Source organism: Porphyromonas macacae DSM 20710 = JCM 13914, from assembly GCF_000379945.1.
GTDB lineage: Bacteria > Bacteroidota > Bacteroidia > Bacteroidales > Porphyromonadaceae > Porphyromonas > Porphyromonas macacae.
On record NZ_KB904147.1, the window covers coordinates 86,190 to 111,302 of the forward strand.

26 protein-coding genes and 1 pseudogene are annotated in these 25,113 nt (G+C 39.9%); 3 read left to right on the forward strand and 24 right to left on the reverse strand.

From position 1 onward, the window contains the following. Window positions 1-91: 91 nt before the first annotated feature. From A3GI_RS0107280 to A3GI_RS0107385, 22 genes are all read right to left on the reverse strand, one after another. Complete coding sequence (locus tag A3GI_RS0107280; RefSeq protein WP_025079434.1) at window positions 92-1,273, reverse strand: OmpA family protein; 1,182 nt, start codon at window positions 1,271-1,273, stop codon at window positions 92-94. Window positions 1,274-1,313: 40 nt separating this feature from the next. Then, window positions 1,314-2,438: an OmpA family protein gene (locus tag A3GI_RS0107285; RefSeq protein ID WP_018360799.1), complete on the reverse strand. Its 1,125-nt coding sequence runs from the start codon at window positions 2,436-2,438 to the stop codon at window positions 1,314-1,316. A 210-nt stretch (window positions 2,439-2,648) separates the two neighbouring features. Next, window positions 2,649-3,626, reverse strand: a complete 978-nt coding sequence (locus tag A3GI_RS0107290) for a DUF5106 domain-containing protein (RefSeq protein WP_025079433.1) — start codon at window positions 3,624-3,626, stop codon at window positions 2,649-2,651. A gap of 86 nt (window positions 3,627-3,712) precedes the next feature. After that, window positions 3,713-4,387, reverse strand: a complete 675-nt coding sequence (locus A3GI_RS0107295; RefSeq protein ID WP_018360801.1) for an OmpA family protein — start codon at window positions 4,385-4,387, stop codon at window positions 3,713-3,715. Window positions 4,388-4,417: 30 nt separating this feature from the next. Next, window positions 4,418-5,398 (reverse strand): dihydroorotate dehydrogenase-like protein, encoded by a 981-nt coding sequence (locus A3GI_RS0107300; protein WP_018360802.1) that lies wholly within the window; start codon window positions 5,396-5,398, stop codon window positions 4,418-4,420. 119 nt (window positions 5,399-5,517) lie between these two features. Next, entirely contained in the window at window positions 5,518-6,228 is a 711-nt protein-coding gene (locus tag A3GI_RS0107305; RefSeq protein WP_040575323.1) for a YggS family pyridoxal phosphate-dependent enzyme, read from the reverse strand. Continuing rightward, entirely contained in the window at window positions 6,212-6,655 is a 444-nt protein-coding gene (locus A3GI_RS0107310) for a DUF4494 domain-containing protein (protein WP_018360804.1), read from the reverse strand. The genes A3GI_RS0107305 and A3GI_RS0107310 overlap by 17 nt, the downstream gene beginning before the upstream one ends. Window positions 6,656-6,743: 88 nt before the next feature. Beyond that, a complete protein-coding gene (locus tag A3GI_RS0107315) occupies window positions 6,744-7,343 on the reverse strand; it encodes a lysine exporter LysO family protein (RefSeq protein WP_018360805.1) in 600 nt (199 codons plus the stop codon). Continuing rightward, complete coding sequence (locus A3GI_RS0107320; RefSeq protein ID WP_018360806.1) at window positions 7,340-7,636, reverse strand: LysO family transporter; 297 nt, start codon at window positions 7,634-7,636, stop codon at window positions 7,340-7,342. The genes A3GI_RS0107315 and A3GI_RS0107320 overlap by 4 nt, the downstream gene beginning before the upstream one ends. Before the next feature lie 8 nt (window positions 7,637-7,644). Then, window positions 7,645-8,061, reverse strand: a complete 417-nt coding sequence (locus A3GI_RS10860) for a YraN family protein (RefSeq protein ID WP_018360807.1) — start codon at window positions 8,059-8,061, stop codon at window positions 7,645-7,647. Further along, window positions 8,019-9,014 (reverse strand): GNAT family N-acetyltransferase, encoded by a 996-nt coding sequence (locus A3GI_RS0107330; RefSeq protein ID WP_018360808.1) that lies wholly within the window; start codon window positions 9,012-9,014, stop codon window positions 8,019-8,021. The genes A3GI_RS10860 and A3GI_RS0107330 overlap by 43 nt, the downstream gene beginning before the upstream one ends. A 47-nt stretch (window positions 9,015-9,061) precedes the next feature. Continuing rightward, entirely contained in the window at window positions 9,062-9,856 is a 795-nt protein-coding gene (locus tag A3GI_RS0107335; RefSeq protein ID WP_018360809.1) for a 1-acyl-sn-glycerol-3-phosphate acyltransferase, read from the reverse strand. 71 nt (window positions 9,857-9,927) lie between these two features. Continuing rightward, window positions 9,928-10,728 (reverse strand): 3-deoxy-8-phosphooctulonate synthase, encoded by an 801-nt coding sequence (gene kdsA / locus A3GI_RS0107340; protein ID WP_025079430.1) that lies wholly within the window; start codon window positions 10,726-10,728, stop codon window positions 9,928-9,930. A gap of 39 nt (window positions 10,729-10,767) precedes the next feature. After that, entirely contained in the window at window positions 10,768-11,484 is a 717-nt protein-coding gene (radC, locus tag A3GI_RS0107345; RefSeq protein WP_018360811.1) for a RadC family protein, read from the reverse strand. 36 nt (window positions 11,485-11,520) lie between these two features. Beyond that, window positions 11,521-11,997 carry a peptide-methionine (S)-S-oxide reductase MsrA gene (msrA, locus tag A3GI_RS0107350; protein WP_018360812.1) on the reverse strand — a complete coding sequence of 159 codons (477 nt, stop codon included), beginning with the start codon at window positions 11,995-11,997 and terminating at the stop codon, window positions 11,521-11,523. Window positions 11,998-12,158: 161 nt separating this feature from the next. Then, window positions 12,159-13,472: an anaerobic sulfatase-maturation protein gene (locus A3GI_RS0107355; RefSeq protein WP_036869850.1), complete on the reverse strand. Its 1,314-nt coding sequence runs from the start codon at window positions 13,470-13,472 to the stop codon at window positions 12,159-12,161. Beyond that, window positions 13,469-14,113 carry a dethiobiotin synthase gene (gene bioD, locus A3GI_RS0107360; RefSeq protein WP_018360814.1) on the reverse strand — a complete coding sequence of 215 codons (645 nt, stop codon included), beginning with the start codon at window positions 14,111-14,113 and terminating at the stop codon, window positions 13,469-13,471. Before bioD ends, A3GI_RS0107355 begins: the two co-directional genes overlap by 4 nt. 10 nt (window positions 14,114-14,123) lie before the next feature. Continuing rightward, window positions 14,124-16,379 carry a RelA/SpoT family protein gene (locus A3GI_RS0107365; protein WP_018360815.1) on the reverse strand — a complete coding sequence of 752 codons (2,256 nt, stop codon included), beginning with the start codon at window positions 16,377-16,379 and terminating at the stop codon, window positions 14,124-14,126. A 48-nt stretch (window positions 16,380-16,427) separates the two neighbouring features. After that, complete coding sequence (locus A3GI_RS0107370) at window positions 16,428-17,396, reverse strand: calcium/sodium antiporter (protein WP_018360816.1); 969 nt, start codon at window positions 17,394-17,396, stop codon at window positions 16,428-16,430. Between the two features lie 187 nt (window positions 17,397-17,583). Next, on the reverse strand, window positions 17,584-18,912 hold the full coding sequence (locus tag A3GI_RS0107375) for an ABC transporter permease (protein ID WP_018360817.1): 1,329 nt from the start codon (window positions 18,910-18,912) through the stop codon (window positions 17,584-17,586). Further along, window positions 18,909-19,823 (reverse strand): ABC transporter ATP-binding protein, encoded by a 915-nt coding sequence (locus A3GI_RS0107380; protein ID WP_018360818.1) that lies wholly within the window; start codon window positions 19,821-19,823, stop codon window positions 18,909-18,911. The genes A3GI_RS0107375 and A3GI_RS0107380 overlap by 4 nt, the downstream gene beginning before the upstream one ends. A 4-nt stretch (window positions 19,824-19,827) precedes the next feature. After that, window positions 19,828-20,295, reverse strand: coding sequence for a type I restriction enzyme HsdR N-terminal domain-containing protein (locus A3GI_RS0107385; RefSeq protein WP_018360819.1), 468 nt, complete (start codon window positions 20,293-20,295; stop codon window positions 19,828-19,830). A gap of 47 nt (window positions 20,296-20,342) precedes the next feature. On the opposite strand from A3GI_RS0107385, the gene A3GI_RS0107390 reads away from it, so the two are divergent. From A3GI_RS0107390 to A3GI_RS0107400, 3 genes are all read left to right on the forward strand, one after another. Continuing rightward, window positions 20,343-21,119, forward strand: coding sequence for an AMP nucleosidase (locus A3GI_RS0107390; RefSeq protein WP_026216004.1), 777 nt, complete (start codon window positions 20,343-20,345; stop codon window positions 21,117-21,119). A 10-nt stretch (window positions 21,120-21,129) separates the two neighbouring features. After that, window positions 21,130-22,137, forward strand: coding sequence for a DNA polymerase III subunit delta (gene holA / locus A3GI_RS0107395; RefSeq protein ID WP_018360821.1), 1,008 nt, complete (start codon window positions 21,130-21,132; stop codon window positions 22,135-22,137). Window positions 22,138-22,277: 140 nt separating this feature from the next. After that, on the forward strand, window positions 22,278-23,141 hold the full coding sequence (locus A3GI_RS0107400; protein ID WP_018360822.1) for a DUF3108 domain-containing protein: 864 nt from the start codon (window positions 22,278-22,280) through the stop codon (window positions 23,139-23,141). Between the two features lie 110 nt (window positions 23,142-23,251). On the opposite strand, the gene A3GI_RS0107405 is transcribed toward A3GI_RS0107400, so the two are convergent. Both A3GI_RS0107405 and A3GI_RS0107410 read right to left on the reverse strand, forming a co-directional pair. Beyond that, complete coding sequence (locus A3GI_RS0107405; protein ID WP_018360823.1) at window positions 23,252-24,208, reverse strand: NAD-dependent epimerase/dehydratase family protein; 957 nt, start codon at window positions 24,206-24,208, stop codon at window positions 23,252-23,254. A 711-nt stretch (window positions 24,209-24,919) separates the two neighbouring features. After that, a pseudogene (locus A3GI_RS0107410) lies at window positions 24,920-25,113 on the reverse strand (IS4 family transposase); the annotation flags it as partial.

Here is a 25,113-nt window from a genome sequence, read left to right on the forward strand (position 1 = left end):
ATAGCCGCAAGAAATCTTGCAGCTATCTGTTGAATATGATTTAGGAGAAAGTTTAAAACTTTCTATTGATTATAAAAAATCAATCCCTTAATTACTTTTCAGCATTCATGATAACGATACGGTTCCAAACGTTTTCGCTATAAGGCTGTTCATTAGAACCCTTCCAATCAATCTTGATGCGATCACGAGAAATACCATATTTGTTAACAAGAACATCAGCAACAGCTTTGGCACGACGCTCAGAAAGCTTGAAGTTATACTCTGCAGTACCGGTATCACGGTCAGCATAACCAACCAAAGTAATTGTTTCAGTATTGTTTTTAGCGTATTCTGCTGTGTTGTAGATATTAATCATCTGATTAGCATCAATATGAGCGCTATTGATACGGAAGTAAACAATGTTACCAACAACAATGTTTTCTGTAACTACATTCTCAGGGCACTCAGGACAAGAAACAGGACGTTTGCTTAGCTCCTCATTTTGAGCACGGAGAGAATTAATTTGATTGTTCAAATCGTTTACCAAAGCATAATCCATAGGAATAACAGGCTCCCACTCCGTCTTACCCAGATTGAAGGTCAAACCAGCGGTAAGGAATGCATTAATATCGGATTTATTTTCAGCATTGTTTGTTCCTAAGAAGTGGAAACGGTGAGCAATAGCTTGAGCTTCAAGATTAAAATCAACAACTCTGGACAAGCGGAATTTCATCATTAAACCCGCATTTACCATAGGAGTCAAGCGTTCAGGATTCGTATCTTTATCTTTAGAATCGATTTGTTTAAAATTATAACCAATACCAAGACCAACAAAAGGAATCAAGTGGAAAACACGATTAGCCCTATATGGTGCAAAATAATTAATCACATCAAACATGAAATCATAGTGACCGGCAACGTAATAATTTTCTATACGCTCTGCCTTTTCAGTATTTCCTCCTGTAACTTTAACGTGGTCATAAAGGTTCCAACCCATAAATTGAGCACGGGTAGCAAAATAAGGATTGTGCCATTTACCTATACTAAAAGTCGGATTTAAATAGCTGATTCTATCTCCAAAATTAATTTTATCGTTTTTCTGCGCCCAATGGTTGTCTCCAAACAAAGTAATCCCTGCACCCCACTGAACATCAATAAACCAATGTCCACCATCACGTGCAAATGCAACATTTTTAGCAGGAGTAGATGACATCGCCGATGCACCTTCCTGAGCATTAGCAACTAAACTGCAAGAAGTCGCAGCCAGAGCCATTATTAATAGTTTCGCTTTCATTGCTTATATATTCTTTTTAGATTTTCTGATGTTGATTAATTTATTTAGAACGGATCACAACCACACGGTTCCAAGTATTATTGTCGTATGCTTTTTCTGAAATTTCCTTCCATTCAACTGCGATCTTATCAGAAGAAACGCCATATTTCTCTGTCAAAATTTGAGCAACTGCTTTTGCACGTTTCTCTGCCAAATCAGCATGACGGCTTTCTGATTTTTGAGCATATCCTGTAACAATCAAGCTATGTCCTTCATTATTCTTAACAAATTCGGCCGCATCAAAAATATTAATCATTTGATTTGCATCAACAGTAGACTTTCCATTGCGGAAAAGAACTGCTTTCTCTGTTAAGAATGAAGATGTATTCTCAACAACAGGTTGGTCCGGACACTCAGGACAAGATTCGGGACGCAAACTCAACTCTGCATTTTCAGAACGAAGAGAATTGATTTGATTGTTTAAATCATTAATAACATCATAACGGTAAGGATCAACTTGCTCAAAACCAACTTTACCTAAACGGAAATTAAGACCGGCTGTTACCTGACCTCTTAAACCGCTGTAATAAGTTTTGTTTGCTTGAGACAAGTTAAAGTTGTTATATGAAGCTTGACCTTCAAGAACGAAATCAACTCTTCTCCCAAGTCTGAATAACATCTGCAAACCGGCATGTGCAGTAAGGGCACTTACTCGATCATCAATTTTATCCCATTTTTTGTACTCATATCCCATACCAACAAAAGGTATTAAATGGAATACACGATTAGGATTATAAACCGAGAAATAATTTACCACATCAAACATAAAATCATAATGAGCTGCAATAAACTTATGATTTAGTTTATTTTGACCATTTGCTCCAGAAAAAACAGCAGACTCATAACCTTCCACTTTCAATCTAGATGCGAAATAAGGATTGTGCCATTTACCAATAGAAAGAGATGGAATAAACGTCAAACGATCCTTAAACAAATCTGCATTTTCATTATCATTCACAAACATTGCAGCTACACCTCCCTGTAAAGTTATAAACCAATTACCACAAGACGGCGCAAAAACAGTTTTGTTTGCAGGTTGGGTTACAGGGGCAGTAGTCATTTCTTGTGCACTAGCACTTAGTGCAACGGCTCCCAATAAAGAGAGCATAAAGTACTTTACCTTCATAATTTCAAAAGTTGTAATAATAATCTATTTTATTTTGCCACAAATACAAATTAATAACATCACCATAAAATCACATTGCAATTATGTTAAAAATCACATTACAAAATGATATTACTTAAACAAATCTAAGAATTTTTTTTTACATAGTATCAATAAGTCCGCTTTAATTGCAAGAACTGTCTACGAAAAAAGACAATAAAGTATTATAAACTAATCTTTTAAAACTGATTTTACTTTTTCTAAAGAAGTATCTTTTAAAACCACTTCAAACATATTATTTAACAAATAAATAGTTGGAGAAGCCTTAAGATCATATAACGGCTTCGATAGGATTTCATGCTTTTCATCATAACCGATTTTAACAAAATCCGGCATTGAAATAAGAGTATTTTTCCATGCTGAGAGATCATTGTCCGCATATATAAATAAAATATCCAACCGTCCTTTCTCTACCTTTTCCCTCCAATACATGTCCTTTTTAATTACATCGACAGTCAATTCACAACTGCGGCAACCAGGCACATAAAAGATCAACAAAGTATAAGGGGTTCTAATATTATTCAGATGATGTTTGGAGCCATCGGCCATTGTATAAATAAAATTCTGAGCCTTTTCGCCAACTCTATTAAGCAAAGTAAGTTTCAAAACAGATTCACTCCGAGTCTGCCTTGCGAGACTTATTTTAGGAGATTTTACCTGCCATTTTAATATGGGAATATAATATTCCTCATTAAACATGGGAGAATTAGGTTCATACAAATACTTTTCATAATTGTCTAAAAAAAAGTTCAGCATTTTTCCTTTCGATTTCATCAAAGGTGAAATTAAATTATTCTCCACTTCCGAAACGGGAAAGCTAATTGCAATAGCTAAAAAGTTTGCAAAACTGGCCTCTAACTTATCTGGCGAATTCAAAAAACTAACATCATTAAAATCCAATTTATCCCAATAATGATCCAATAAATATTTCGCCCTCGATCTGGGATCTATGATTGTTTCCGGAATGGCCGGAAAAGGAATTGCCAATTCCGGCTCTATAGCATTATGCATCTGACTCTGAAGTATGGTGTCGGCAACTAAAGAATCTGTTTCCCTCACATCTGCTTTTACAGCTTTATTACCACATGCCGTAATAAATAAAAACATGACAAGGCTTATCACAGCGTAGTTTTTTTGATTTGTTTTCATAAAAGAAAGATATAATTAATGGTGGAATAAATTCTGTCTATTTAGAATTATCCCACCATATACATAAGCTGTTTATTTCAAAAAAATTATAGCGTTCCCTGTTTTGCTTTCTTAATCATCTGTTCATTAGGTACAATATAAATCTCAACTCTACGATTTGCTCTACGACCGGCTTCTGTATCATTAGAAGCTACAGGCAATTCACTACCCTTTCCGTCAAATGTCATCCGAGCATTATTAATACCCTTTCCAAGCAGATAGTTATACACACTCTTTGCTCTATTTACGGAAAGAGGATAGTTGATTCTATCGTTTCCTGTTGTATCGGTAAATCCTACAATCTTAACATTGGTATCAGGGTTATTTTTCAAGCTCTTAGCAAAATTATTCAGAGACTCACGAGACTGGGCATTCAAGGCATCAGAATTAATCTTGAATAAAATTCCGCTTTCAAAGGTAACACGTATGGCTTCACCGCTATTAATAGTTTCAATTTTAGCATCAGGAACTGTTGCTTCCAATTCCTTTTTCTGTTTATCCATTTTATTCCCAATAAGAGCCCCGGCAGTACCTCCTACAGCTGCACCAATAGCTGCACCCAAACCGGTATTTCCAGCCACTTTACCAATGCCGGCACCAATAGCGGCACCTGCTCCCAGACCTATTCCCGCTCCTTTTGTAGCATTATTAAGGGTCATGCCACAACCGCTTATCAATAAAGCGGTAGCTACAAATGTAGCTGCAAATGATATTTTCTTCATAGTTTTCTCTCTTAAATTTCTGTAAAACTTCTATTTATCACGATTGCTAAAATACTTCATAAACTGCATACGTTCAAATTGAGTAACAGAAGGAAGATTTTTCGCATTCAATTTACCTCTAAATTCAGAAATATTATAATAACCTTTCTGCTTCATCCACTTCTCCAGACCTTCAATGGCTTCTTTAACAGCAATAGCTCCTTTCTGATAGATGGCAGAACACATCTGCACAGTAGTAGCTCCAACAAGCAGACATTTGACCACATCTTTATATTCGTGCACACCGGTAGAAGCAGACACATCGATACGTCCCACAAGTCCGGTCACCAAACCTGTAAAACGCAAGGTATCGCTCAAATCATCCGAATCAGTGAAAATATTGCCCGAAGAAAGTTTAATATTATCGATGTCAACATCTGTTTGATAAGCCCTGTTGACCAAAGTAACAGCTTTTGCACCGACAGCTCTTAACTTATCCACCAAAGCCGGCATATTCACATGAAAACGGGAAAGTTTGACGATTACAGGTATCGAAACCCGTTTTACCAACGCCTCTGTCACCCTAACATATTCATCCACTACTTCTGTCGGATTCCCAAACAAATCAGTCTCCACACGCATCATATTCACCTCTAAAGCATCAGCACCGGCTTCCTCTACACTCTTTGCAAAAGAGACCCAACTGTCTGATTTATAACAGTTAATACTGGCAATAACGGGAATCGAGACTTCACGCTTAACTTCGCGAATGAAATTCAGATAATTATTGATTTCATCACTCTTGACGTAATTACTAATATAGTCGGCAGCTTCAGGATAATTAGATAAATCCAACAAATTTGCACCCTGCATCTCAATTTGTTCCTCAAAAAGTGATTTCAAAACAACTGCGCCTATACCGGCATCTGTCAGTTCTTTAATCTTAGATAGGTTACGAGTCAAACCCGAACTTCCGGCTATTACAGGATTAGACAATCTCAAACCGGCAAAATTTGTAGTTAGGTCAATCATAATTCTTTAAGTTTAGTTCATCCTAAGCACATCCAAAATATAACATAAAAGTCTCGTTTTGCTGCCTGTTTCAATATCCGGATGGCATAATAATGGCATATTTTATTTAACAATTATATCTATTTTTTGTTTGAATCGACATTGTATTCTCTTTCTCCAAAAATAGAAGTTCCTATTCTAACCAAAGTTGCACCCTCAGCTATTGCCAAAGGATAGTCATTACTCATACCCATTGACAATTCATCAAAGTCAGGCAAAGCAAAATCTCTTTTTATCCTGTAAAAAAGCTCTGAAACCGAATGAAACTCACGACGTATAAGTTGTTCATCGTCCGTATTGGTAGCCATCGTCATTAATCCCCTTAGCCGGATATGCGTATATAGACCCGACTCAATCAATGTCTTTACAACCTGATAAACATCATTTACAGAAAAACCGGATTTAGTCTCCTCCTTAGCCACATGTACCTCTAACAAAATATCTACCACACGGTCAATCTTAGCCGCTTGTTTTTCAATTTCATCAAGCAACTTCTGAGAAGAAACACTTTGTATAAGGGAAACAAAAGGAACCAGAAATTTGACTTTATTGCTTTGAAGCGAACCGATAAAATGCCACTCTACATCTTTTAATTCGTCTTTTAATTCATCATATTTAGCCACTAATTCCTGAGCTCTATTCTCTCCAAATATTCGCTGACCAGCCCGATATGCCTCACGAATTGATCCGGAAGGATGAAACTTCGAGACAGCAACCAAACGGCAACAATCTCCCAGCTCTTTCTTCAAACTAAGTAAACGCGCCGCTATTATACTATTTTCCTGACTCATATGGAAAAACATCCATTATAGAAGTGTCTGCCACATTGGCTATTTCATAAGCAGCCAACGTTTTATCCATTTCCTCGGAAAGCTTTTTCACCGCATCAGGCAAAGAAGCCGCTTTTACAAACATAATTGCAGGTGCTTTTTTTTCCGTTCCGCTCTTTTCATCCAAAGTCACAAATAAAACTTTGCAACGAAAGTATCTGTCCGCAAGTTCAGAAGGATCTAAAAAAAGCTCAGCAATCTTTGCGCGCTTAATATTGCTTACGGTAAACTCTCCCATAGATACAAAAGGAGAAATTTCACGTGTAATACGTTCTTCTGCTTCTGTGAAACTCAAAGCATCTACCAAATAACTTTCAGATATTTTTTTAGGACTTCCGCTCTCAGAAATTTTCTCATAAGTGACTTTACACTCAAACCAACTATTCATGTATAAGATATATATTATTTGTCTAAGTGACACATAAAAATAAACAGAACAAAGATAGCTATTCTATCTAATGTTATCCTTATCCATACTAATTTATAAGCAACATGGCAGTAACCAGAAACGGCACACTGAAATCGCACAGAATACCATGAAAAACAGATACAGCTGTATAATCGGTACCACAGACATTCATAATCACGGGCAAAGTAGTATCCGCAGTGGTTGCACCGCCACAAGCAATCGGAGCCAAAGGGCCAAATACATTCTTGAATAAAGGTGCACCGAGTAATGCTATAATTTCACGGAACACATTACTCAACAGAGCTATTGCTCCGAGTTCCGGTCCCTTAATTTCCGAAATAATCACACTCGATAAAGAATAATACCCTAATCCCGAACCGGTAGCCAAACACTCCCCTAAATTCCATTTTTGCAGTAGAAAAGAAGACAAAAAAGCCCCGAAAAGAGTACCGGAAATTGTCGTTAACGGTAAAAAGAAGAAACGGATATTCTTCCCCAGCATCTGTCTTATCTTATCCGGTTGTTTACCGATACTTATGCCCACAAAAAACATAAGTAAGCATAAAACAATCATAGACAAAGGCATATTCGACAAATCGACAGATTCAAAATGCCCGACCAAAAGCCCGGCAACAAAGAATATAAGGATTAACAAGGATGATTTCATTTCTTTTGCCCCTTTCTTTTGTCATGCGATTTTATCAAACGCCACAAGAACCAGGCAAACAACATAGAACCCAGAGAACAAAAAACAGCAATCACCACGGCATTGAATCCCAAAAGATGGATATTGCGGAGAATATCCTTATCCGCACCGATCTCCACTCCAATAATAAAAAGTAAAACACATATCAATCCCATAATAAGGGAACCAAGAAATCTAAAGTTCTTTCGTCTTGTCAAATAACCGATTACAATACCTAAGACAATGGTCGTAATCAAAATAAAAACAAATAACATATTGTGATTTATCGTTGTTTCTTCCGTGAATAAGATCTGCTTCTACTGCTCCTGACACCCATTAACGGGGCAGTAAAAGCATCTTTTATGTGTTCTATTTTGTAAGATGTGTCAGAATAAGTTTCTACGGCAATAATATCAAACCTTACATTTAGATCCGGCAGATGTCCCTTTACGTAATGGTCTGCAGCCAAAACCAAATTCCGCATCTTATCAGAGTTTACACACTCTCTTGCCTTAAGGATAGCATTGTGATTACGGGTTTTTACTTCTACAACAACAAGATCTCCACCATCCTGTGCCAATATATCGATTTCCCGATGAACACAGCGCCAGTTAACCTCCAGGATTTTATAACCTTTAGATTCCAAAAGCCGGCAAGCTACCTCCTCGCCAAATTTACCTTTCTCAATATGCGCCGCCATAAAGATTTCCGCCTTTCCATGGATATTGTAAACGACATGATATGACGTTCTTTCTTCTCATCGAGGATTTGATCTATTGCAATCAAAATACCGGTTTCCTCCACATCTCCAAAATCTTTATTGATAGCTGTGCCGAAAGCTTTCATTTCAGGAGAGAGAGACATATAGGCATTGATAAGGGGAGGGATATTAACCCCCATTTTCCTCACCTCTTTATTAAGAGATCTATAATTGGATCTGAAATTTTCACTTGTAAAAACAGAGGCTATCTGTGCCGGAGTCAATTCAATCTCCAAAGGCTCAATAGGTGTAATTAAAGCCTCAGGATCCGGGAAATGCATACGCATAAAATACAGAATGAGATTTCTCGCATGTCTGTTATAGTTTCCGTACATCGTAACCTTTCCGTAAAAATATCTCACATTCGGATTCAGAACAGTCAAAGCTCCTAAACCATCCCATAAATTATCCAAAGCGAACATAGATTTATTCCCCATTCGCGTAGACTGATACGGAAGTGAAACGAACGAACGTCCTAACTCAACCGTATAAGGCAAGTAATTCTGTAAAAAACGAGGGCTGAAATTGAACATCTCAGCCGTAGCCAATCTCGGACGTCCATGCTCATCCATTTCGACTTCCGATCCGTATATAAACCGGTATCCGCCCAAAATTGCCTGTTCAGAAGGATCCCAAACGATTAACTGGGTATAACCGTTGGAATCCAGATCGAACTCATCGATATCGATCTCTTTTCCTGTTCCTCCTCCGTAAAACCTGAAAGCCTCCTCTCTCAAACGACCCACTTCACGCATCGTATTGGGTGCTTCTTCAGCTTTGAAAATATAAATTTCGTTCCCAGCTTTATTAGTCATCCGCAAGAATAGATCTTCAGTCAACTCCTGCCTTATCAAAGCCGGATCGACAGGTGGTATTATGGGTTGCTCAATCATCTTTCGGTTCTTTTATTGTTAACACCGTGAATTCAGGGTTCATTTATTCAGAGACTGTAAGAAATACTTCTAATCTCATCGGCCAGTACTTGAGCCTTCTTTCCCGACTCTTTCAAAGATTGCCATGCTATAGGTTCGCCAACAAGAATCTTAAATTTTTTCTTTTTAGAGCGAAACATTTCATCCGGGAGCAATGCCGTACCCAAATTCAGTTTTATCCCCAATTTAGTTCTCCAATACTCCAACAAATAAAAATGCCTGGTATTCTTTCCTTCAAAACGAAGAGGCACAATATCCCGCTCATATGTTATGGCCTGATTCACAAAACTTTTTTGCCACGGTATATCCTGCACTTTCCCGTCAATATAACGCGAACACAGCCCTGCCGGAAAAGATCCTACAGGGGCATCCCCGCCTAATTCTGCCTGCAATCGTTCTATGGCTTCTCTTCTCTGTGATCCATATTTATTAACCGGCAAAAATAAAGTTTTCAGAGGTCCAAGGTTGTACAGAAGATCATTGACGATATACCGTACACTTCCATACTTTCTATGTAACATCAGGGCCAGACAAATACCATCCAAACCACCCAACGGATGATTGCATACAAATAAACAACGGCCGTTATCCGGCAGTCTCTCCGGATGTATCCATTCTATTCCGACACCGAAATAAGCAACTAATTCTTCTAAAAACTCTGCTCCTTCCAAATGACCATATGTGCGCAAAATATAATTGATTTCTTTCTCATGTATCAAGCGCTCGATGAAACGAGCTTTCCAACGAGATAATTTCTTGCCGGTTTTCTGTTCAATTATTTGCGCGATATGTATCTCTTTCATAATCTCCAATATTGGATATTAACAAAGTTAATGATTTAATGAAAGCCGGCATGTCGTAATACGCCATAATTCTACAGGGCATTTGCCAATCTATTCAGTTTTATGAGAAGTGGTTCCAGCAAATCCAAACGCAACATATTGGCTCCGTCGCTTTTCGCTTTTGACGGTTCGGGATGAGTTTCCACAAAAAGTCCATCTGCTCCTACGGCTATAGCAGCCTTTGCTATGGTTTCTATCTGTTCGGGTTTTCCACCCGTTACACCCGTCGCACTGTTTGGCTGCTGCAAAGAATGGGTTACATCCATGACCACCGGAAAACCGAAAGACTTCATCTGGGTGATATTTGTAAAGTCGACTACAAGATCTCCATATCCGAAACTGTTTCCTCTCTCGGTCAGGATAACTTTATCATTACCGGAGTCTACAACTTTCTGTGCCGCATATTTCATACCCGTGGCATTGAGAAACTGTCCTTTCTTGATATTCACCACTTTTCCCGTCTTTGCTGCAGCCACTATCAAATCTGTCTGCCTGCACAAAAAAGCCGGTATCTGTAATATATCCACAAAATCCGCAGCCATTGCCGCCTGATAGGTTTCATGTATATCCGTTACCACGGGAATATCAAAAGCAGACCTTACTTTCCCCAATATCTTCAAAGCTTTCTCATCACCGATACCTGTAAATGAATCGATTCGTGAACGATTGGCTTTTTGAAAAGATCCCTTAAAAACATAAGGTATACCGAGTTTAGAAGTAACCTTAACAACCCGTTCGGCTATTCTCAAAGCCATTTCTTCTCCTTCAATGGCACAGGGACCTGCCATCAAAAAGAAAGATCTACTTTCAGTTAGTTCTTTATAGCTTATCATAAATAAATATTTTAAACATTATTTTCCCTCCATAATATCTTAAAACAGATTCGGTTGAGGCATATCGCCATTATCTGCAAAGCTGAAATAGTTCGTTCCGCTACCGATTATCAGATGATCCACCACCGGAATTTGCAAAATATTGCCTGCACTTACTGCTCGCTTTGTCAGTTGGTAATCCTCTCTGCTCGGTCTTACTTCTCCCGATGGATGATTGTGTGCCAAAATAATACTATCTGCAGACCGCTCTATAGCAGGACTGAAAATCAACCGCATATCGCCTACAGCCTCAATCAAACTCCCTTTACTTACACAAAACTGACTTATCGGATGCTTGGATCGGTCCAACAGCAAAACCCAAATTTCTTCGTGGCTGTGCATATCCGCCAAATACTTGCGTAGATGAGCATAAGCTCTTGCACTTGTATTGATAACAAGTTTTCCCTCCTGTTCTCCTTCAAGAATCGGTAATCTTCGGCCGAGCTCGAAAGCTGCCAATATTGAAATAGCCTTCGCACTCCCTATTCCTTTATAGCTGCACAAACTCTTCATATTGGACAACCGTACCAATTGCCCTAACTTATTATCATGCTCGCGAAGTATCCATTGAGCCAACTCCACAGCAGTCATATCCCTGGATCCGGATCCCAACAATATCGCCAGCAATTCTGCATCACTGAGAGATTTTGCACCAAACATCTGCAGTCTTTCGCGCGGCCGATCGGTTTCGGACAATTCCTTTATAGTCAACGGCATGCTTTAGATACTTCAAGGTTAAAAAAATCCGTACTGTTAGAAAATCTGTTTACGGGCATGACAATACGGCCTTTTTCCGTTACGGTCATAGTAGTCTTGATGATAGGCCTCAGCCGGCCAAAAAACAGAAAAATCACGAATTGTCGTTGCCACAGCATAACCTCTGACTTTCAATTCATCGATAATCTTCTGCACCACTTCTCTTTCAGCATCGTTTTGAACAAAAACAGCAGAAAGATACTGTTCGCCTATATCAGGTCCCTGACCGTCCGTTTGAGTAAAATCATGAATTTCGAAAAACAGCTTCACTAACTTCTCATACGGGGTTTTATCCGGTTCATACACAATTTCGGTTGTTTCCAAATGTCCTGTATTCCCCCGGCATACATCTTCATAAGAAGGGTTTTCCGTAGTACCACCCATATAGCCCACTGTTGTTGAGGTTACCCCATCGGCACGATTAAAATAAAATTCAGCTCCCCAAAAGCAGCCGCATGCAAAATAAGCTTTCATTTCTTTATTGTTTTTCTATTTTTTGTTCTGTCACAGGCACAATTTGAGATTTAATTTCTTCTCCATTTTTGTCCGAATACATCCGATCGTTCTTTTTTTGCTGTATATGACAAGCCGGTATACACCACTGTCATATAAACACAAACACGAATATCGGCAGTTTATTGATATTTTTCATCTTCTTTTTTATCCGATTTCATCCATTCCATTATATCCGCAGGAGATTGTCCTTTCAAAAGTTTCTCCTTCATATAATCCATACAGGGGGCCACATGTTCGAAAAAACGATAGTATCCTGCACATAAATAATTCAATCCGGGTTCTCCGGCCGAGGTATAAGATATTCTGTTTTTCGGGCATTCTCCATGGCAGGCGAAAAGGTATTGACATTGCATACAACGATCGGGTAAAGAATCATACTTGGCTTTTCCGAAAGACAACTGTTCATCGGTATGCATCAAATCGAACAAATTGTGCTCTTTCAGATTACCTAAATAAAAATCAGGAAAAACATAATGGTCGCAGGAATAAATATCTCCGTTCCATTCGACAACACCTCCTCTTCCACAATGCCTGGCCATGCTGCAAAGCCCCGGCTCGACACCGACCCAGTTTGCCAAAACCGCATCGAATAATTGTACAAAAACAGAACCCACATCACAACGAACCCATTGATCAAATATATTGATCAGAAAATACCCCCATTGATCCGGACGAACACTGTGTGAAGACAGATAAATATCTTTGTTTCTGTAAAAATAAGAGTCATACTTTCTGGGATCCGGAGGAGAAACAAAAGCATGCTTATCCGGGTTCTTTACATCCAATCTCTCCACTATGGGAGTAAACTGTATATACTGAACTCCGATCCCTTTAAGAAAGGAATAATACCCGACAGGATCATCGGCATTAAAAGAATTAATTGTCGAAAGCACATTAAAAGAAACGTCAAAACGCTGCATCATCTCAATAGCTCTCATCACACGTTGAAAGGTATGCTGTCCTCCCGCAGATTTCCGAAAACGATTATGTTGTCTTTCGTTCCCATCTAAAGAAATTCCGACTAAAAAATGATTTTCCTTAAAAAACCGGCACCAATCCTCATTGATCAGCAAGCCATTCGTTTGCAGGGCATTTTCAACTGTTTTTCCTCCGGCATATTTATTCTGAAGTTCCACAACCCGTTGATAAAAGAATTTCGGCATTAAAAGAGATTCTCCTCCATGCCAAATAAAAGATACCGAATTCGAAGGTTGGGATGCAATATAATTTCTGATAAAAAGTTCTAACAGCTCATCGGACAAGATATAAGAAAGCTGTGTTTTTTGCCTCTCTTTATACCGGTTGATCTTATCCAGATAATAACAATAGTCACACTGCATATTACAAAATGCACCGCCGGGTTTGGCCATGATTGTAAATGGTTTACTCCATGGTGCTGCAGTTATTACAGGATTCGATCCGTTTTTTATCATACCAGCTCATCCATAATCAACAAAATCGCATTCGGATGATATTTACTCAAATAACCGGTCAGATATTTAACGGTATCCTCGCAAATCAATCGGTCACAAGCCGGATATTTATTATAAATGACATACTCTACTTCTATGTTCCGATTTCTACATACTTCCAGACTCAATACGGTATGGTTGATACTTCCCAATCGTCCGTTGGTAACCAAAGCAACCGGATAATCTTTTTGCTGAATATAGTCGACAGTCAGACAGTCCTCTGTCAGCGGCACCATCAAACCTCCTGCGCCCTCCAGAATAACACGGTCATAGCCTCTTTCAATAAGTTTCTGCGTTGCTCTCTCTATTACGGACAAGTCTGTTTTCTTACCGTCTATACGGGCTGCCATATGAGGAGAACAGGGATAAGAGTAAATAATTGGAGCCGTGAGCCTTTCTTCGTCTTCCTGCAAAAAAGGCTGTCCCAATAATTCTCTGTGTTTCTCTATGTCTTCCGAATTTCCGGAGCAACCGGTTTGAATCATCTTTTGAGTAATCACCTTTTCACCGGTTTCCATAAACTTCCTTGCCAAAAAGGCAGTGGCATAAGTTTTACCGATATTCGTGTCTATTCCGGTTACAAACAATACAGGATTTTTCATCAGGCTCTTTTTACGAAATTCTTGAAATAGAAAGAATAGAACTGTTGTGTTGCAACAACTGCGATATGCGTGCAACATCGTTCGCATTCTTTACCATGATTTTTATAACGCCCTCAAAGATACCGTCATTGACTTTCATATTCAACTCTTTGATATTGATATTAAAATCTTCAAGCAAAGATTGCGTAATGGCATTCAAAACACCCAAAGAATCTATCCCGCGCATCATCAGGGAAACATCAAAAAGAGTATTTGTATGTTCGCCCCAACGGGTAGATACCAGCCGGTCGCCATGACTGCTCTTTATACGCATAGCCACAGGACAACTTCGCTTATGCACCTCTACTACTTTATCATCGGAAAAAAATCCCATGGCATCATCTCCCGGAATAGGTTTGCAGCAATCGGCTATGCGATAGTTAGGCATACCGTTCAACTCTGTAAGAACATAGGTTTTCTTTAGATCCGGCTTTTCTATTTGCGGTGTGGAAGCACTCTTCGGTTGATCCGGTTTCGGCTTGCCTATGATAACAGATTTCAACCGATTGATAATGCTGCTATTATTAGAAGCCGACTCCATCAGTTTCTTAAAATTATCCGGTATTCTGATAACGTCTTTTCCCACAGCATAAAACAACTCTTCGCGACGATCAAAACCGAAATAATCTGCCAGTTTATCCATATTGGCAATACTCACAGGTAATTTACTATGTTCAAATGAAGCTATAATGCGCTCTTCTCCCTGTTTTGTCAATTCACGTCTCCGCTTCCTTAGAAAAGCATCCACTTTACTTTTTGCCTTTGCCGTTGTTACAAATTTCAGCCATTCCTCACAAGGTTCCTGTCTCTTACTGGAAAGTACTTCCACTTGATCTCCACTGCTGAGCACATAGCTCAATGGTACCAATTTGTGATTGACTTTTGCTCCAATACAGTGATCTCCCAGATTAGAGTGAATAGCATAGGCAAAATCCAATGCTGTAGCTCCCTGAGGCAATTTAAGTATATCCCCTTTGGGGGTAAAAGCCATAATTTCATTGGAAAAGAGATTCAGCTTTATCGTATCCAGAAAGTCCATGGCATTGGGACTGGGGTTTTCCAAAATATCCTGAATCGTATGCAGCCATTTTTCCAGCTCCGAGTCTTCCTCCACACCCTCCGATTTATACTTCCAATGAGCGGCAAATCCTTTTTCTGCAATATCGTCCATCTTGCGGCTGCGAATCTGAACCTCTACCCATTCTCCATCAGGTCCCATCACTGTAAGGTGCAAGGCCTGATAACCATTGCTTTTAGGGCTGCTGACCCAATCTCTGATTCGATCCGGTCTGTTTTTATATATATCCGTAATGGCAGCATAAATATCCCAACACCGATTTTTGTCGGGATAACCGGGTTTGCTTTCAAAGATGATACGTACAGCAAATAAGTCATAAATCTCCTCAAAGGGTACTCCTTTACTCTGCATTTTCCTCCAAATGGAATAAACGCTTTTAAGACGAGTCTTCATCTCATATTCCAATCCCATATCTTCAAAACGTTTGCGCAAAGGAAGAGCAAAATGTTGAAAGAGTTCTTCTCGACGTACCTCGCTATTAGCTATTTTGGCAGAAATAGAAGCATATTCTTCGGGATGTTCGTATCTAAAACTCAAGTCCTCAAATTCCGTCTTAATGGCAAACAAACCCAAACGATGAGCCAAAGGAGCATAGACATATAGAGTTTCTCCCGCTATCTTAAGTTGTTTGGCAGGCAGCATGGAAGAGAGTGTACGCATATTGTGCAGGCGGTCTGCAATCTTGATTAGAATAACACGGATATCGTCATTCATCGTCAGAATGAGTTTCCTGAAATTCTCCGCCTGCAAAGAATCTGTCTGCCGATTGCTGAATACCTCTCCGGATATTTTGGTAAGCCCATCGACAATCTGGGCTACTTTTTCACCAAACATTTCCTCAATATCCTGTACCGTGTATTCTGTATCCTCAACCACATCATGGAGCAACGCGCTGCATATCGATGTGGAGCCCAACCCCATCTCCGAGCACACAATACGTGCAACAGCCAAAGGGTGCATAATATAAGGCTCACCGCTTCTGCGCAAAGCTCCTTTATGAGCATCACGCGCCAGTTTGAACGCTTTTTCAATACGTTCAACCTTTCGCCTATGGTTTGAATTGAGGTAATCGGAAAGCAAAGCCTGATATTCAGATTCCACCATAGCTTCATACTTTCGCTCCTGCTCTGTCATATCTTCCACGCTCATAGAATCCCGTCAAATTTATGTCTGTAACAGGTCCGACCGGACCTTCTACTATATATTTATTCCCAAATAAATAAAATACCCGATGAAAAACATAAATAACAAAGCCCCTTCAATTCTCTTAATTGTTCTCATACCGAAAAAGGCCGTAAATATATACAATAGAAACCCGGAAAAAATCATGGTTGAAAGGTCTATTATTGTAATGCCCTGTGCACTTATCGGACGTATGATTCCGGTAAGCCCCAAGACGAAAAACACATTAAACAAACATGACCCGACAACATTTCCTATAGCCATATCCACATGCCCTTTTCGAGCAGCTACAATGCTTGTGGCAAGTTCCGGCAAAGATGTTCCTCCGGCAACCAGCGTCAAGGCAATAAAAGCCTCACTCACACCAAAAGAACGAGCAAGGTTGGAAACAGAATCTACAAACAGGTTACCGCCGAAAATCAGAGCGGCCAATCCCCCAATAATGAAGAGTAAAGCGAGCCATAGAGGATGATTTTTAGTAGGTGGTACATCCGATTCAGCCTGATGTTTCCGGGCAATTGTAAGAATATAAGACATAAACACCAAAAAGAAGCAGAACAGAGCCATACTGTCTGTACGTGAAATCACGTTGATCGAACTCGTTTCAGGATCGAAAATATGATCCAGAGACATAATGCCCAAAAGAACGAATCCCAACAACATCAAAGGGATTTCATTGCGCAATGTGGTACGAGAAACAACCAAAGGTTTAATCAATGCAGTTATACCGAGTATAGCCAAAATGTTAAAAATATTACTGCCCACAACATTTCCCACGGCAATATCCGCATTACCTTTTATCGCAGACGTAAAACTGACAACGAACTCCGGCATCGAAGTTCCGAATGCAACCACGGTAAGCCCTACGGCCAAAGAGGAAAGTCCCAGTTTATATGAAATAAAGGCAGCACCATCGGTCAAATAGTTTGCACCCCCTAAAATCAATATGACTCCTATAACAAAAAAGAGTAAATCAAGTATCATAAATTCTTTTGATTATTCTGATGTATATAATATACAAAGATGATGATTTTTTCAGAGTTTCCGTACTATTGCTTTCTTTCCGGGCACTCTTGAAATCAATACAAACACGACTTTGTTAAAAATAAAAACTGCTGTCACTCCCCAAAGAAGTGATAGCAGTTTTATCGTTTGCTCTAATAATATCGGATTATTTATAATTTATCCACCTCCACATTTCTTTCAGATTGGGTTTCTTTCCATACATCAATACACCTACACGGTAAATTTTGGCAGCAAACCATGTAACACCGATAAACGTTCCGAACAACAGAGCGATACTTAATATTTCCTGCCAGAGGGGTACGTCGTATGGCAATCGTACCATCATGACGATAGGTGACGTAAACGGAATCATCGAGCACCAAAAAGCCAGACCGCCTTCAGGGTTTTTCAAACTGGCAAAACCCGCCATATAGCTGAAGAGAATCAAAAGCGTTACCGGCAACATAAGTTGATTGGTATCTTCATCACTGGACACTGCGGAACCGATTGCCGCAAAAATAGCAGAATAAAGAAGAAAACCGCCAATAAAAAAGATGATGAACAAAACAGCTATCTCCACAAAATTAATACTGCCTAACATACTCATGATATCCTGCATACTGCTAAAATCATCGGCAGAAAAATTTCCGGCATATCCGGTAATCTGAGAAGACTGTAACTGACGAATGGTTTCGGCATCATAAAGATTGCCCAAAAGGAAAAATTGGGCACCCATGGTCAATATCCATATCAGGACAATCCAAATGAATATCTGCGTAATACCCACTAAGCCAATACCGAAAATCTTGCCCATCATGAGATCGAAAGGTTTTACCGAAGAGACCATCACCTCCATGATGCGGCTTTTTTTCTCTTCCAGAACTCCCTGCATAACCATACCGCCATACATCAAAATAAACAAATAGCTAAGTATAGTCAGAGCTCCGCTTATAATGCTGGCAAACTGCCCCGAGGTTTTATTTTCGGCACCGCCTTCACTCCATTTATAACTTGCTACATTGATGTCTATCTTACTGTCCAGAATCATTTCTTTTAGTCCCGGCATATTGAAAGACTCTATCTTCTTATCCGAAAGATATTTTGAAAGCGTGCTGTTGATATAGCTTTCCAGGCCCGAAGGCAGTTGTTTGAACGAAAAGAGACTTATTGCCTGAGGATCTTCGAGCAAATCCTGCCTTATCTCCAATACAGCACTGACATTCTCTCCCAAACCGTCTTTTTTATATTCATCCAATGTCTTTGTCGCAGCATTGAATGTATAGTCTTCCTGCCCCTTATTCAGCAGAGATAAATACTCTCCGGTCTTATCTATCACCACGACATTTTGTTTATCCGATCCGAAGGATGCCAAAAATATCGGCAAAAACATAAGTAAAACTAAAAAAATCGGAGCCAGTATCGTAGTTAAAATAAATGTCTTTTTCCTTACGCGAACCATATATTCGCGTTCCATTACAATTCCTATTTTACTCATGATTCAGCTGTAGTTTGAACGTTTTTAATAAAAATGTCATGCATGCTGGGCATCTCTTCGTTAAATGACACAACGGAAACATGTGCCGGCAAGGTTTGTAAGAGCTCCCGGTTCGTTTGCCCCTCTTCCTTTTGCATCCTCATCATACCGTAAGAACCTCTGAAAGTACAGTCGCATGCTTTCAGAGAAACAAGTTCCTCCTCTGTAAGCTGTCCTTCATAAGCCAGTTTTACATAACCGGTTCGATACTCTTTGCGTACTGCCATCACATTACCGCTCAGTACTACTTTAGATTTATCAATCAAGGCAAAATCATCGCAAACCTCTTCCACAGACTGCATGTTGTGTGTAGAAAAAATTACGGTATGCCCTTGATCTTTGAGTTGTAGAATTTCCTTCTTCAACAGATCCGCATTAACCGGGTCAAAGCCACTGAACGGCTCATCGAAGATAAGCAGTTCCGGTTCATGGATAACCGTACAAACAAACTGCACCTTTTGTTGCATTCCTTTGCTCAGTTCTTCCACTTTTTTATTCCACCACGGCATGATATCAAACTTCTCAAACCATTTTTCCAAGCGTCTTTTGGCTTCTTTAGCTTCTACCCCTTTCAGTCTGGCCAGATAAATGGCCTGTTCTCCCACCTTCATCTTGCGGTAGAGTCCCCGTTCTTCAGGCAGATAACCGATGCGCATAATATCATCTTTGGTCATCGGCCTGCCATCGAAAAACACTTCCCCCTCATCGGGTCCCGTAATCCGGTTAATAATTCTGATTAAAGAGGTTTTACCGGCACCGTTAGGCCCTAACAAGCCGAACACTCTACCCTTTTCAATATCCAAACTAACACCATCAAGGGCGGTATGCCTGGCATATCTTTTGGTTACATTTTTTATTTCTAAAAAAGACATAAAACTATTGTTGTTTATATTCTAATAATTCCTGATAGGTAGGGATATGATTTAAGGCTGCATAACCTTTACGGTCATAGTCTATGGAATAAGCCAGATGTTCAAGACCATTACTCAAAAAGAGAAAAGGAACCTTAAGCACCATATTATACCTCATGATCTGCCTGACCGTCTTTTCGGAAATCGTTACCGTCGGAGCTTTATATTCAATCAAAGCCATCGGTTTCAGTGTATTATCGTAAACCAGGCTGTCACATCTCTTTACGGTATTTCCCAATTTAATCTGCAGCTCATTGGCTATCAATTTCCGAGGATACTGGAGATGGTCTACCAAATAATGCACAAAATGTTGCCTGACCCATTCTTCGGGGGTAAGCCTGTAGTAATTCTCACGCAAAAAGTCATAGATAAAAACCTTATCGGACCGTCTGCGCACTCTTACTTCAAAATCGGGCAGGTTCAATGAAAACATCCTATATTTGTAAGGTATGCAATTTTGACACAAATATAATACTTTCGATGAGGACTAAAAGAGAGATTGTAAACAACTGGTTACCAAGATATACCAATCGCACTTTGGACGAGTTCACCCCCTACATTCTATTAACCAATTTCAATCATTACTTGGAATCGTTTTCCAACAAATACAAAGCTCCCATTATTCATGCGAGTTCCGGTATGCAATCGGTAATAGCCGAAGGTATAACGGTCATTAACTTCGGAATGGGAAGTCCGAATGCCGCTACCATCATGGATCTTCTTTCGGCAATCACCCCGAAAGCGGTTCTTTTTTTAGGCAAATGCGGGGGTATCAAAACACGCTTGAAAGTCGGCGACTTCCTGTTGCCCATTGCAGCTATCCGGGGGGAAGGTACGAGCAATGACTATTTGGGTTCGGAAATTCCCTCTCTACCGGCTTTCAGTCTGATGCGTGCCATATCCAGCTCTATCCATGAAAGAGGTCATGATTATTGGACTGGCACGGTCTATACAACCAATCGCAGAGTCTGGGAACACGACGAGGAATTCAAAAAATATCTGATTACCACACACGCTTCAGGTATCGACATGGAAACAGCCACTCTGCTTACGGTAGGCTATGCAAACAAAATACCGACCGGTGCCCTGCTAATGGTTTCGGATATGCCCATGTCTCCGAACGGGGTAAAGACGGGGCATAGCGATTCGCAAGTAACTTCTCTGTACGCAGAAGAACATCTTCAATTAGGCATCGACGCCTTAAGTATGATCAGAGATAACAGGAGCACCGTTCGTTACATCAAATTCACCTGGTAAAAACCGATCTATGCCTAACGCTAATTACGACCAACTAATCAAAGCCATCAAGCAGAAAAAGACCGGGAAAATCGTCTTACTGATGGGGGATGAACCGTACTATATAGATAAGCTGACGGGACTTTTTGAGCAATTCATCATTCCATCGGATCTTCGGGATTTCAACCAAACGGTAATTTACGGCAATGATTTGGAGCTGCAGCAGCTTATCTCTGAGGCTATGCGCTTTCCCATGATGGCAGAAGCCATATTGGTCGTTGTACGTGAAGCACAAATGTTCAAAGACTTCGACCTCTTTGCTCCGTATATCGACCAAATACCCGATTCTTCGGTCGTATTGCTCAGTTATAAAGGCAAGTTAAACAAACGAAGTAAAATTTACAAAGCGATCCGGGAGCAGGGTCTTATCTTCGAATCCGATAAAGTATCGGATTATAAAGTACCTGACCTGATCAATTCCATTGCCCAAAACAAGAAGATGATGATCGACCCTCGAGCCGCAGCTTTACTGGCCGACTTTTTGGGAAATGATCTGGAGCGTATAGATTCCGAACTGGATAAGCTCTCAATCACTCTTCCCGCCAATGACAGGGTTATCACTTCCGATACCATACAACGCTATATAGGCATCAGCAAAGAATATAACAACTTCGAACTTCTGAGGGCTGTAGTTCAGCGAAACTCTCCCCGGGCATTTCAAATAGCGTTTCACTTTGCTCGAAACGAAAAGTCAAACCCCATACAACCCACACTTTCAGTACTGTTCAATTTCTTTTCCAACCTGATAACGCTCTACTATTTACCGCAGGTAAACGAACAGAACGTTATGCAGAAACTTGAACTTAAAGGTACATTCCAGGCAAGAGATTATTTGACGGCATTCAAAGGATACAAAGCCATCCAGGTATACAATATCTTACACCAAATACGCCTAACGGATGCGGCATCGAAAGGTGTCGACTCCAACAGTTCATCCGGTGAATTACTAAAAGAATTGCTCTGCTACATTCTGTCTTAATCATGATCTTTTAGAAATAAATCGGAGCTTCTTTATCTTTTCTTCGACAAAATATTGCGTACAAAACATCCATAACAGACATTTTGTACGAATAATCATTTATAATTGTTTATTATTGCAAGATAAAAATGCTATCATTTATGAAACAGTATATAAGAAAGGATTATTTATATAACCGATGCTACATTAAGGTGACACATAAGTTATTTATCATAACCGTATCTCTATTTACCTTAATCATACTCAACCTTAACAATGGTTTCGCTCAAATAAAGTTAGACCGAAAGTTTATCAACAATAAGGAAGAAATCACCTATTCGACTTATTTCAAATGGGGAATTCTTAAACCCAGAGCCGGGAATGCATCCATGACTCTGCAGCCGCATCAAAAAGGATACAGAGCTCAAATAAAGTTTGCAACTTCCTCCTTTTTCGATAACTTTTATAAGATGAGAGATACCATCGACTGTCATTATGATCAAGAACTGAAGTTATACAAAGCCTCGAAGCGTGCCAATGACGATAACGTAATGCGTATCGATGATTACACCTTCAATTATGCGGGAAACAAAACGATTGCACGCTTCAGACGATATAAAAACGGAGAATTAACTGCAGACAGTATTATCAACAGCCCGGGAGGCATGGATATGGTAGCGCTGGTAATGGATGCAAGAAATATCGATTGGGAAAATGCAAAAATCGGCACTGCTTTCGATTACAACATCTTTTCCGGTCCCTCGATCGTACCGGTTTCACTGCGATTGGAAGCGCACGAAATCATCGAAATAAAGAAACAGAAATATAAAAGCTATCGCATAGCCATTTATGTAAAAGACTCTGCTTTTGAAAGCGGAGGAGAAAAAGCAGATACCTATGTGTGGTTCTCTGCCGATAAAAACAAAATTCTGCTACAAGGCTCCATGGAGCTAAAGGTGGGTTATGCAAAGATCAATATCAATCAGATCAGAAGCCATCAATATCCTTTGGAATGTAAACTTTGATACGTTTACGTTTATTACCACATATTTAACAATAACCATGAAAAGAGTTCCAAGGCTTTCTTCATGATGAAGACCTTAGAACTCTCTTTATTTGGATACTTAAAAACCGTTTATTTACCGAAACGTTCTTTGAGTACTTTAAGCATATCCTGTGTCATGGAATCCAGATCGTATTCCGGCTTCCAATCCCATTCTCTCCTTGCACAGGAATCATCCAGCGAATTAGGCCAGGACTCGGCGATACCCTGCCTCAGAGGATCTACATCATAAGTCATCTCGAATTCAGGAATGTACTTTTTAATGACAGCAGCTATTTGAGAAGGCTCGAAACTCATCGAAGCGATATTGAACGAGTTTCGGTGAACCAATCTGGAAGGATCGGCCTCCATCAAATCCATAGCAGCACGCAAAGCATCCGGCATATACATCATATCCATATAAGTACCGGCCTTAATCGGGCAAACAAATTTCTTATCGCGCACAGCACTGTAATATATATCTACGGCATAGTCCGTCGTTCCACCACCCGGAGGAGCAACATTGGATATCAGGCCGGGAAATCTCACGGACCGGGTGTCTACACCGAATCTTTTGAAGTAATAGTCACTGAGCAGTTCACCGCTGACTTTAGTAACGCCGTACATGGTTTTCGGTCGCTGTAAGGTATCTTGAGGCGTTTTATCTTTCGGTGTATCATCACCGAATGCACCGATGGAACTGGGAGTAAAGACTGCGCAATTAAGTTCGCGTGCCACTTCCAGCGTGTTAAACAATCCCCCCAGACCTATTTTCCAAGCCAACTGAGGTTTAGCCTCTGCCACAGCACTTAAAAGAGCTGCCAGATTGTAAATGGTATCTACCTTGTACTTCTTGACTACATCAGCTATTTGCTGTGAGTTGGTAATATCGACTACTTCGGCAGGACCGCTTTCCAGCAGTTCTCCTTTTGGCTCGGCACCGGGTATATAACCCGCAATAACAGAACCATCGGCATAGCGTTTACGCAGCGCCATGGTCAATTCCGAACCGATCTGTCCGGTAGAACCGATAATCAGAATATTTTTCATTGATATATTGAGTGTTAAAACGTGATTAAGCTCTGAATACGGTATTCGTCTTAAGGCGTTACAAATGTATGGATATTTAAGAAATAGCAAAACATATTTCCGAACAAAAATTATTATCGATCGGCTTTTACGGTTTGTTACCCCCGAAGAGGAGCTATCCCGAATCGCTTCCGGGTCGTACTGCAAAATGAATGCCTTAAAGAGAAGGCATTCGACCGGTGTAAACCCAAAGCCGTCTTAAAACAAAAAGTGTGTCAACCTGAAATGTTTTTTAGAAAAACAGTGTAAATTTAATCGCAAACTTAACCGCCCCGAGTGTCAACTTTTTTCAGTACACGTCATACTGAAAAAAGTCTGCCTGATGGTTGAAAATTCTTCAGGCAAAGAATAAAAATCCAAGTTAACTTCGTTGAAAATCCATTGCGCTAAGAATTTTTATCCATCAGGCAGAGAATTTTGACTCTTTCCTCAAGCCTTAAATTTCGACCGCAAGAAACCTCGCAAGTAACTGATTGTAAGATATTTATAAAACAGTCAATAAGAAGAAAAAACAAAACAACTCTCTGGGAAGGCCGTTTCATCTTTTCTTCTTTCAATTCAATAAAACGAATGGGGAAGGTTTTGCAATTATTGCTGTCCGCTAAAAATTTTTGAAAGCAGAAAAAAGTCTTGCTCCCCCGTCAAACCGTTTCCATTAGAGTTATTTTCGTTTTAGTAAGCCCCCCAGTCGAAAAGATTCGGCTCTGGCGGGGCTTCTTCTTGCGCAAATTGCGCTATCCAATCCTGCTCAGGATGATTAAAAAGAGAGTAAAAGTCCATATAGTACATTAGCACGATACGTACCATGGTTGCAAGTCCCGAGAAACTCCACGAACGTTTCAGTCTACGTTGCATTACCATCAAAA

What these genes read in the sequence shown, in the direction of transcription:
- A3GI_RS0107280 (WP_025079434.1), bottom strand. Translation starts at nt 1,273, where the DNA reads ATGAAAGCGAAACTATTAATAATGGCTCTGGCTGCGACTTCTTGCAGT.
- A3GI_RS0107285 (WP_018360799.1), bottom strand. Translation starts at nt 2,438, where the DNA reads ATGAAGGTAAAGTACTTTATGCTCTCTTTATTGGGAGCCGTTGCACTA.
- A3GI_RS0107290 (WP_025079433.1), bottom strand. Translation starts at nt 3,626, where the DNA reads ATGAAAACAAATCAAAAAAACTACGCTGTGATAAGCCTTGTCATGTTT.
- A3GI_RS0107295 (WP_018360801.1), bottom strand. Translation starts at nt 4,387, where the DNA reads ATGAAGAAAATATCATTTGCAGCTACATTTGTAGCTACCGCTTTATTG.
- A3GI_RS0107300 (WP_018360802.1), bottom strand. Translation starts at nt 5,398, where the DNA reads ATGATTGACCTAACTACAAATTTTGCCGGTTTGAGATTGTCTAATCCT.
- A3GI_RS0107305 (WP_040575323.1), bottom strand. Translation starts at nt 6,228, where the DNA reads ATGAGTCAGGAAAATAGTATAATAGCGGCGCGTTTACTTAGTTTGAAG.
- A3GI_RS0107310 (WP_018360804.1), bottom strand. Translation starts at nt 6,655, where the DNA reads ATGAATAGTTGGTTTGAGTGTAAAGTCACTTATGAGAAAATTTCTGAG.
- A3GI_RS0107315 (WP_018360805.1), bottom strand. Translation starts at nt 7,343, where the DNA reads ATGAAATCATCCTTGTTAATCCTTATATTCTTTGTTGCCGGGCTTTTG.
- A3GI_RS0107320 (WP_018360806.1), bottom strand. Translation starts at nt 7,636, where the DNA reads ATGTTATTTGTTTTTATTTTGATTACGACCATTGTCTTAGGTATTGTA.
- A3GI_RS10860 (WP_018360807.1), bottom strand. Translation starts at nt 8,061, where the DNA reads ATGGCGGCGCATATTGAGAAAGGTAAATTTGGCGAGGAGGTAGCTTGC.
- A3GI_RS0107330 (WP_018360808.1), bottom strand. Translation starts at nt 9,014, where the DNA reads ATGATTGAGCAACCCATAATACCACCTGTCGATCCGGCTTTGATAAGG.
- A3GI_RS0107335 (WP_018360809.1), bottom strand. Translation starts at nt 9,856, where the DNA reads ATGAAAGAGATACATATCGCGCAAATAATTGAACAGAAAACCGGCAAG.
- kdsA (WP_025079430.1), bottom strand. Translation starts at nt 10,728, where the DNA reads ATGATAAGCTATAAAGAACTAACTGAAAGTAGATCTTTCTTTTTGATG.
- radC (WP_018360811.1), bottom strand. Translation starts at nt 11,484, where the DNA reads ATGCCGTTGACTATAAAGGAATTGTCCGAAACCGATCGGCCGCGCGAA.
- msrA (WP_018360812.1), bottom strand. Translation starts at nt 11,997, where the DNA reads ATGAAAGCTTATTTTGCATGCGGCTGCTTTTGGGGAGCTGAATTTTAT.
- A3GI_RS0107355 (WP_036869850.1), bottom strand. Translation starts at nt 13,472, where the DNA reads ATGATAAAAAACGGATCGAATCCTGTAATAACTGCAGCACCATGGAGT.
- bioD (WP_018360814.1), bottom strand. Translation starts at nt 14,113, where the DNA reads ATGAAAAATCCTGTATTGTTTGTAACCGGAATAGACACGAATATCGGT.
- A3GI_RS0107365 (WP_018360815.1), bottom strand. Translation starts at nt 16,379, where the DNA reads ATGAGCGTGGAAGATATGACAGAGCAGGAGCGAAAGTATGAAGCTATG.
- A3GI_RS0107370 (WP_018360816.1), bottom strand. Translation starts at nt 17,396, where the DNA reads ATGATACTTGATTTACTCTTTTTTGTTATAGGAGTCATATTGATTTTA.
- A3GI_RS0107375 (WP_018360817.1), bottom strand. Translation starts at nt 18,912, where the DNA reads ATGAGTAAAATAGGAATTGTAATGGAACGCGAATATATGGTTCGCGTA.
- A3GI_RS0107380 (WP_018360818.1), bottom strand. Translation starts at nt 19,823, where the DNA reads ATGTCTTTTTTAGAAATAAAAAATGTAACCAAAAGATATGCCAGGCAT.
- A3GI_RS0107385 (WP_018360819.1), bottom strand. Translation starts at nt 20,295, where the DNA reads ATGTTTTCATTGAACCTGCCCGATTTTGAAGTAAGAGTGCGCAGACGG.
- A3GI_RS0107390 (WP_026216004.1), top strand. Translation starts at nt 20,343, where the DNA reads ATGAGGACTAAAAGAGAGATTGTAAACAACTGGTTACCAAGATATACC.
- holA (WP_018360821.1), top strand. Translation starts at nt 21,130, where the DNA reads ATGCCTAACGCTAATTACGACCAACTAATCAAAGCCATCAAGCAGAAA.
- A3GI_RS0107400 (WP_018360822.1), top strand. Translation starts at nt 22,278, where the DNA reads ATGAAACAGTATATAAGAAAGGATTATTTATATAACCGATGCTACATT.
- A3GI_RS0107405 (WP_018360823.1), bottom strand. Translation starts at nt 24,208, where the DNA reads ATGAAAAATATTCTGATTATCGGTTCTACCGGACAGATCGGTTCGGAA.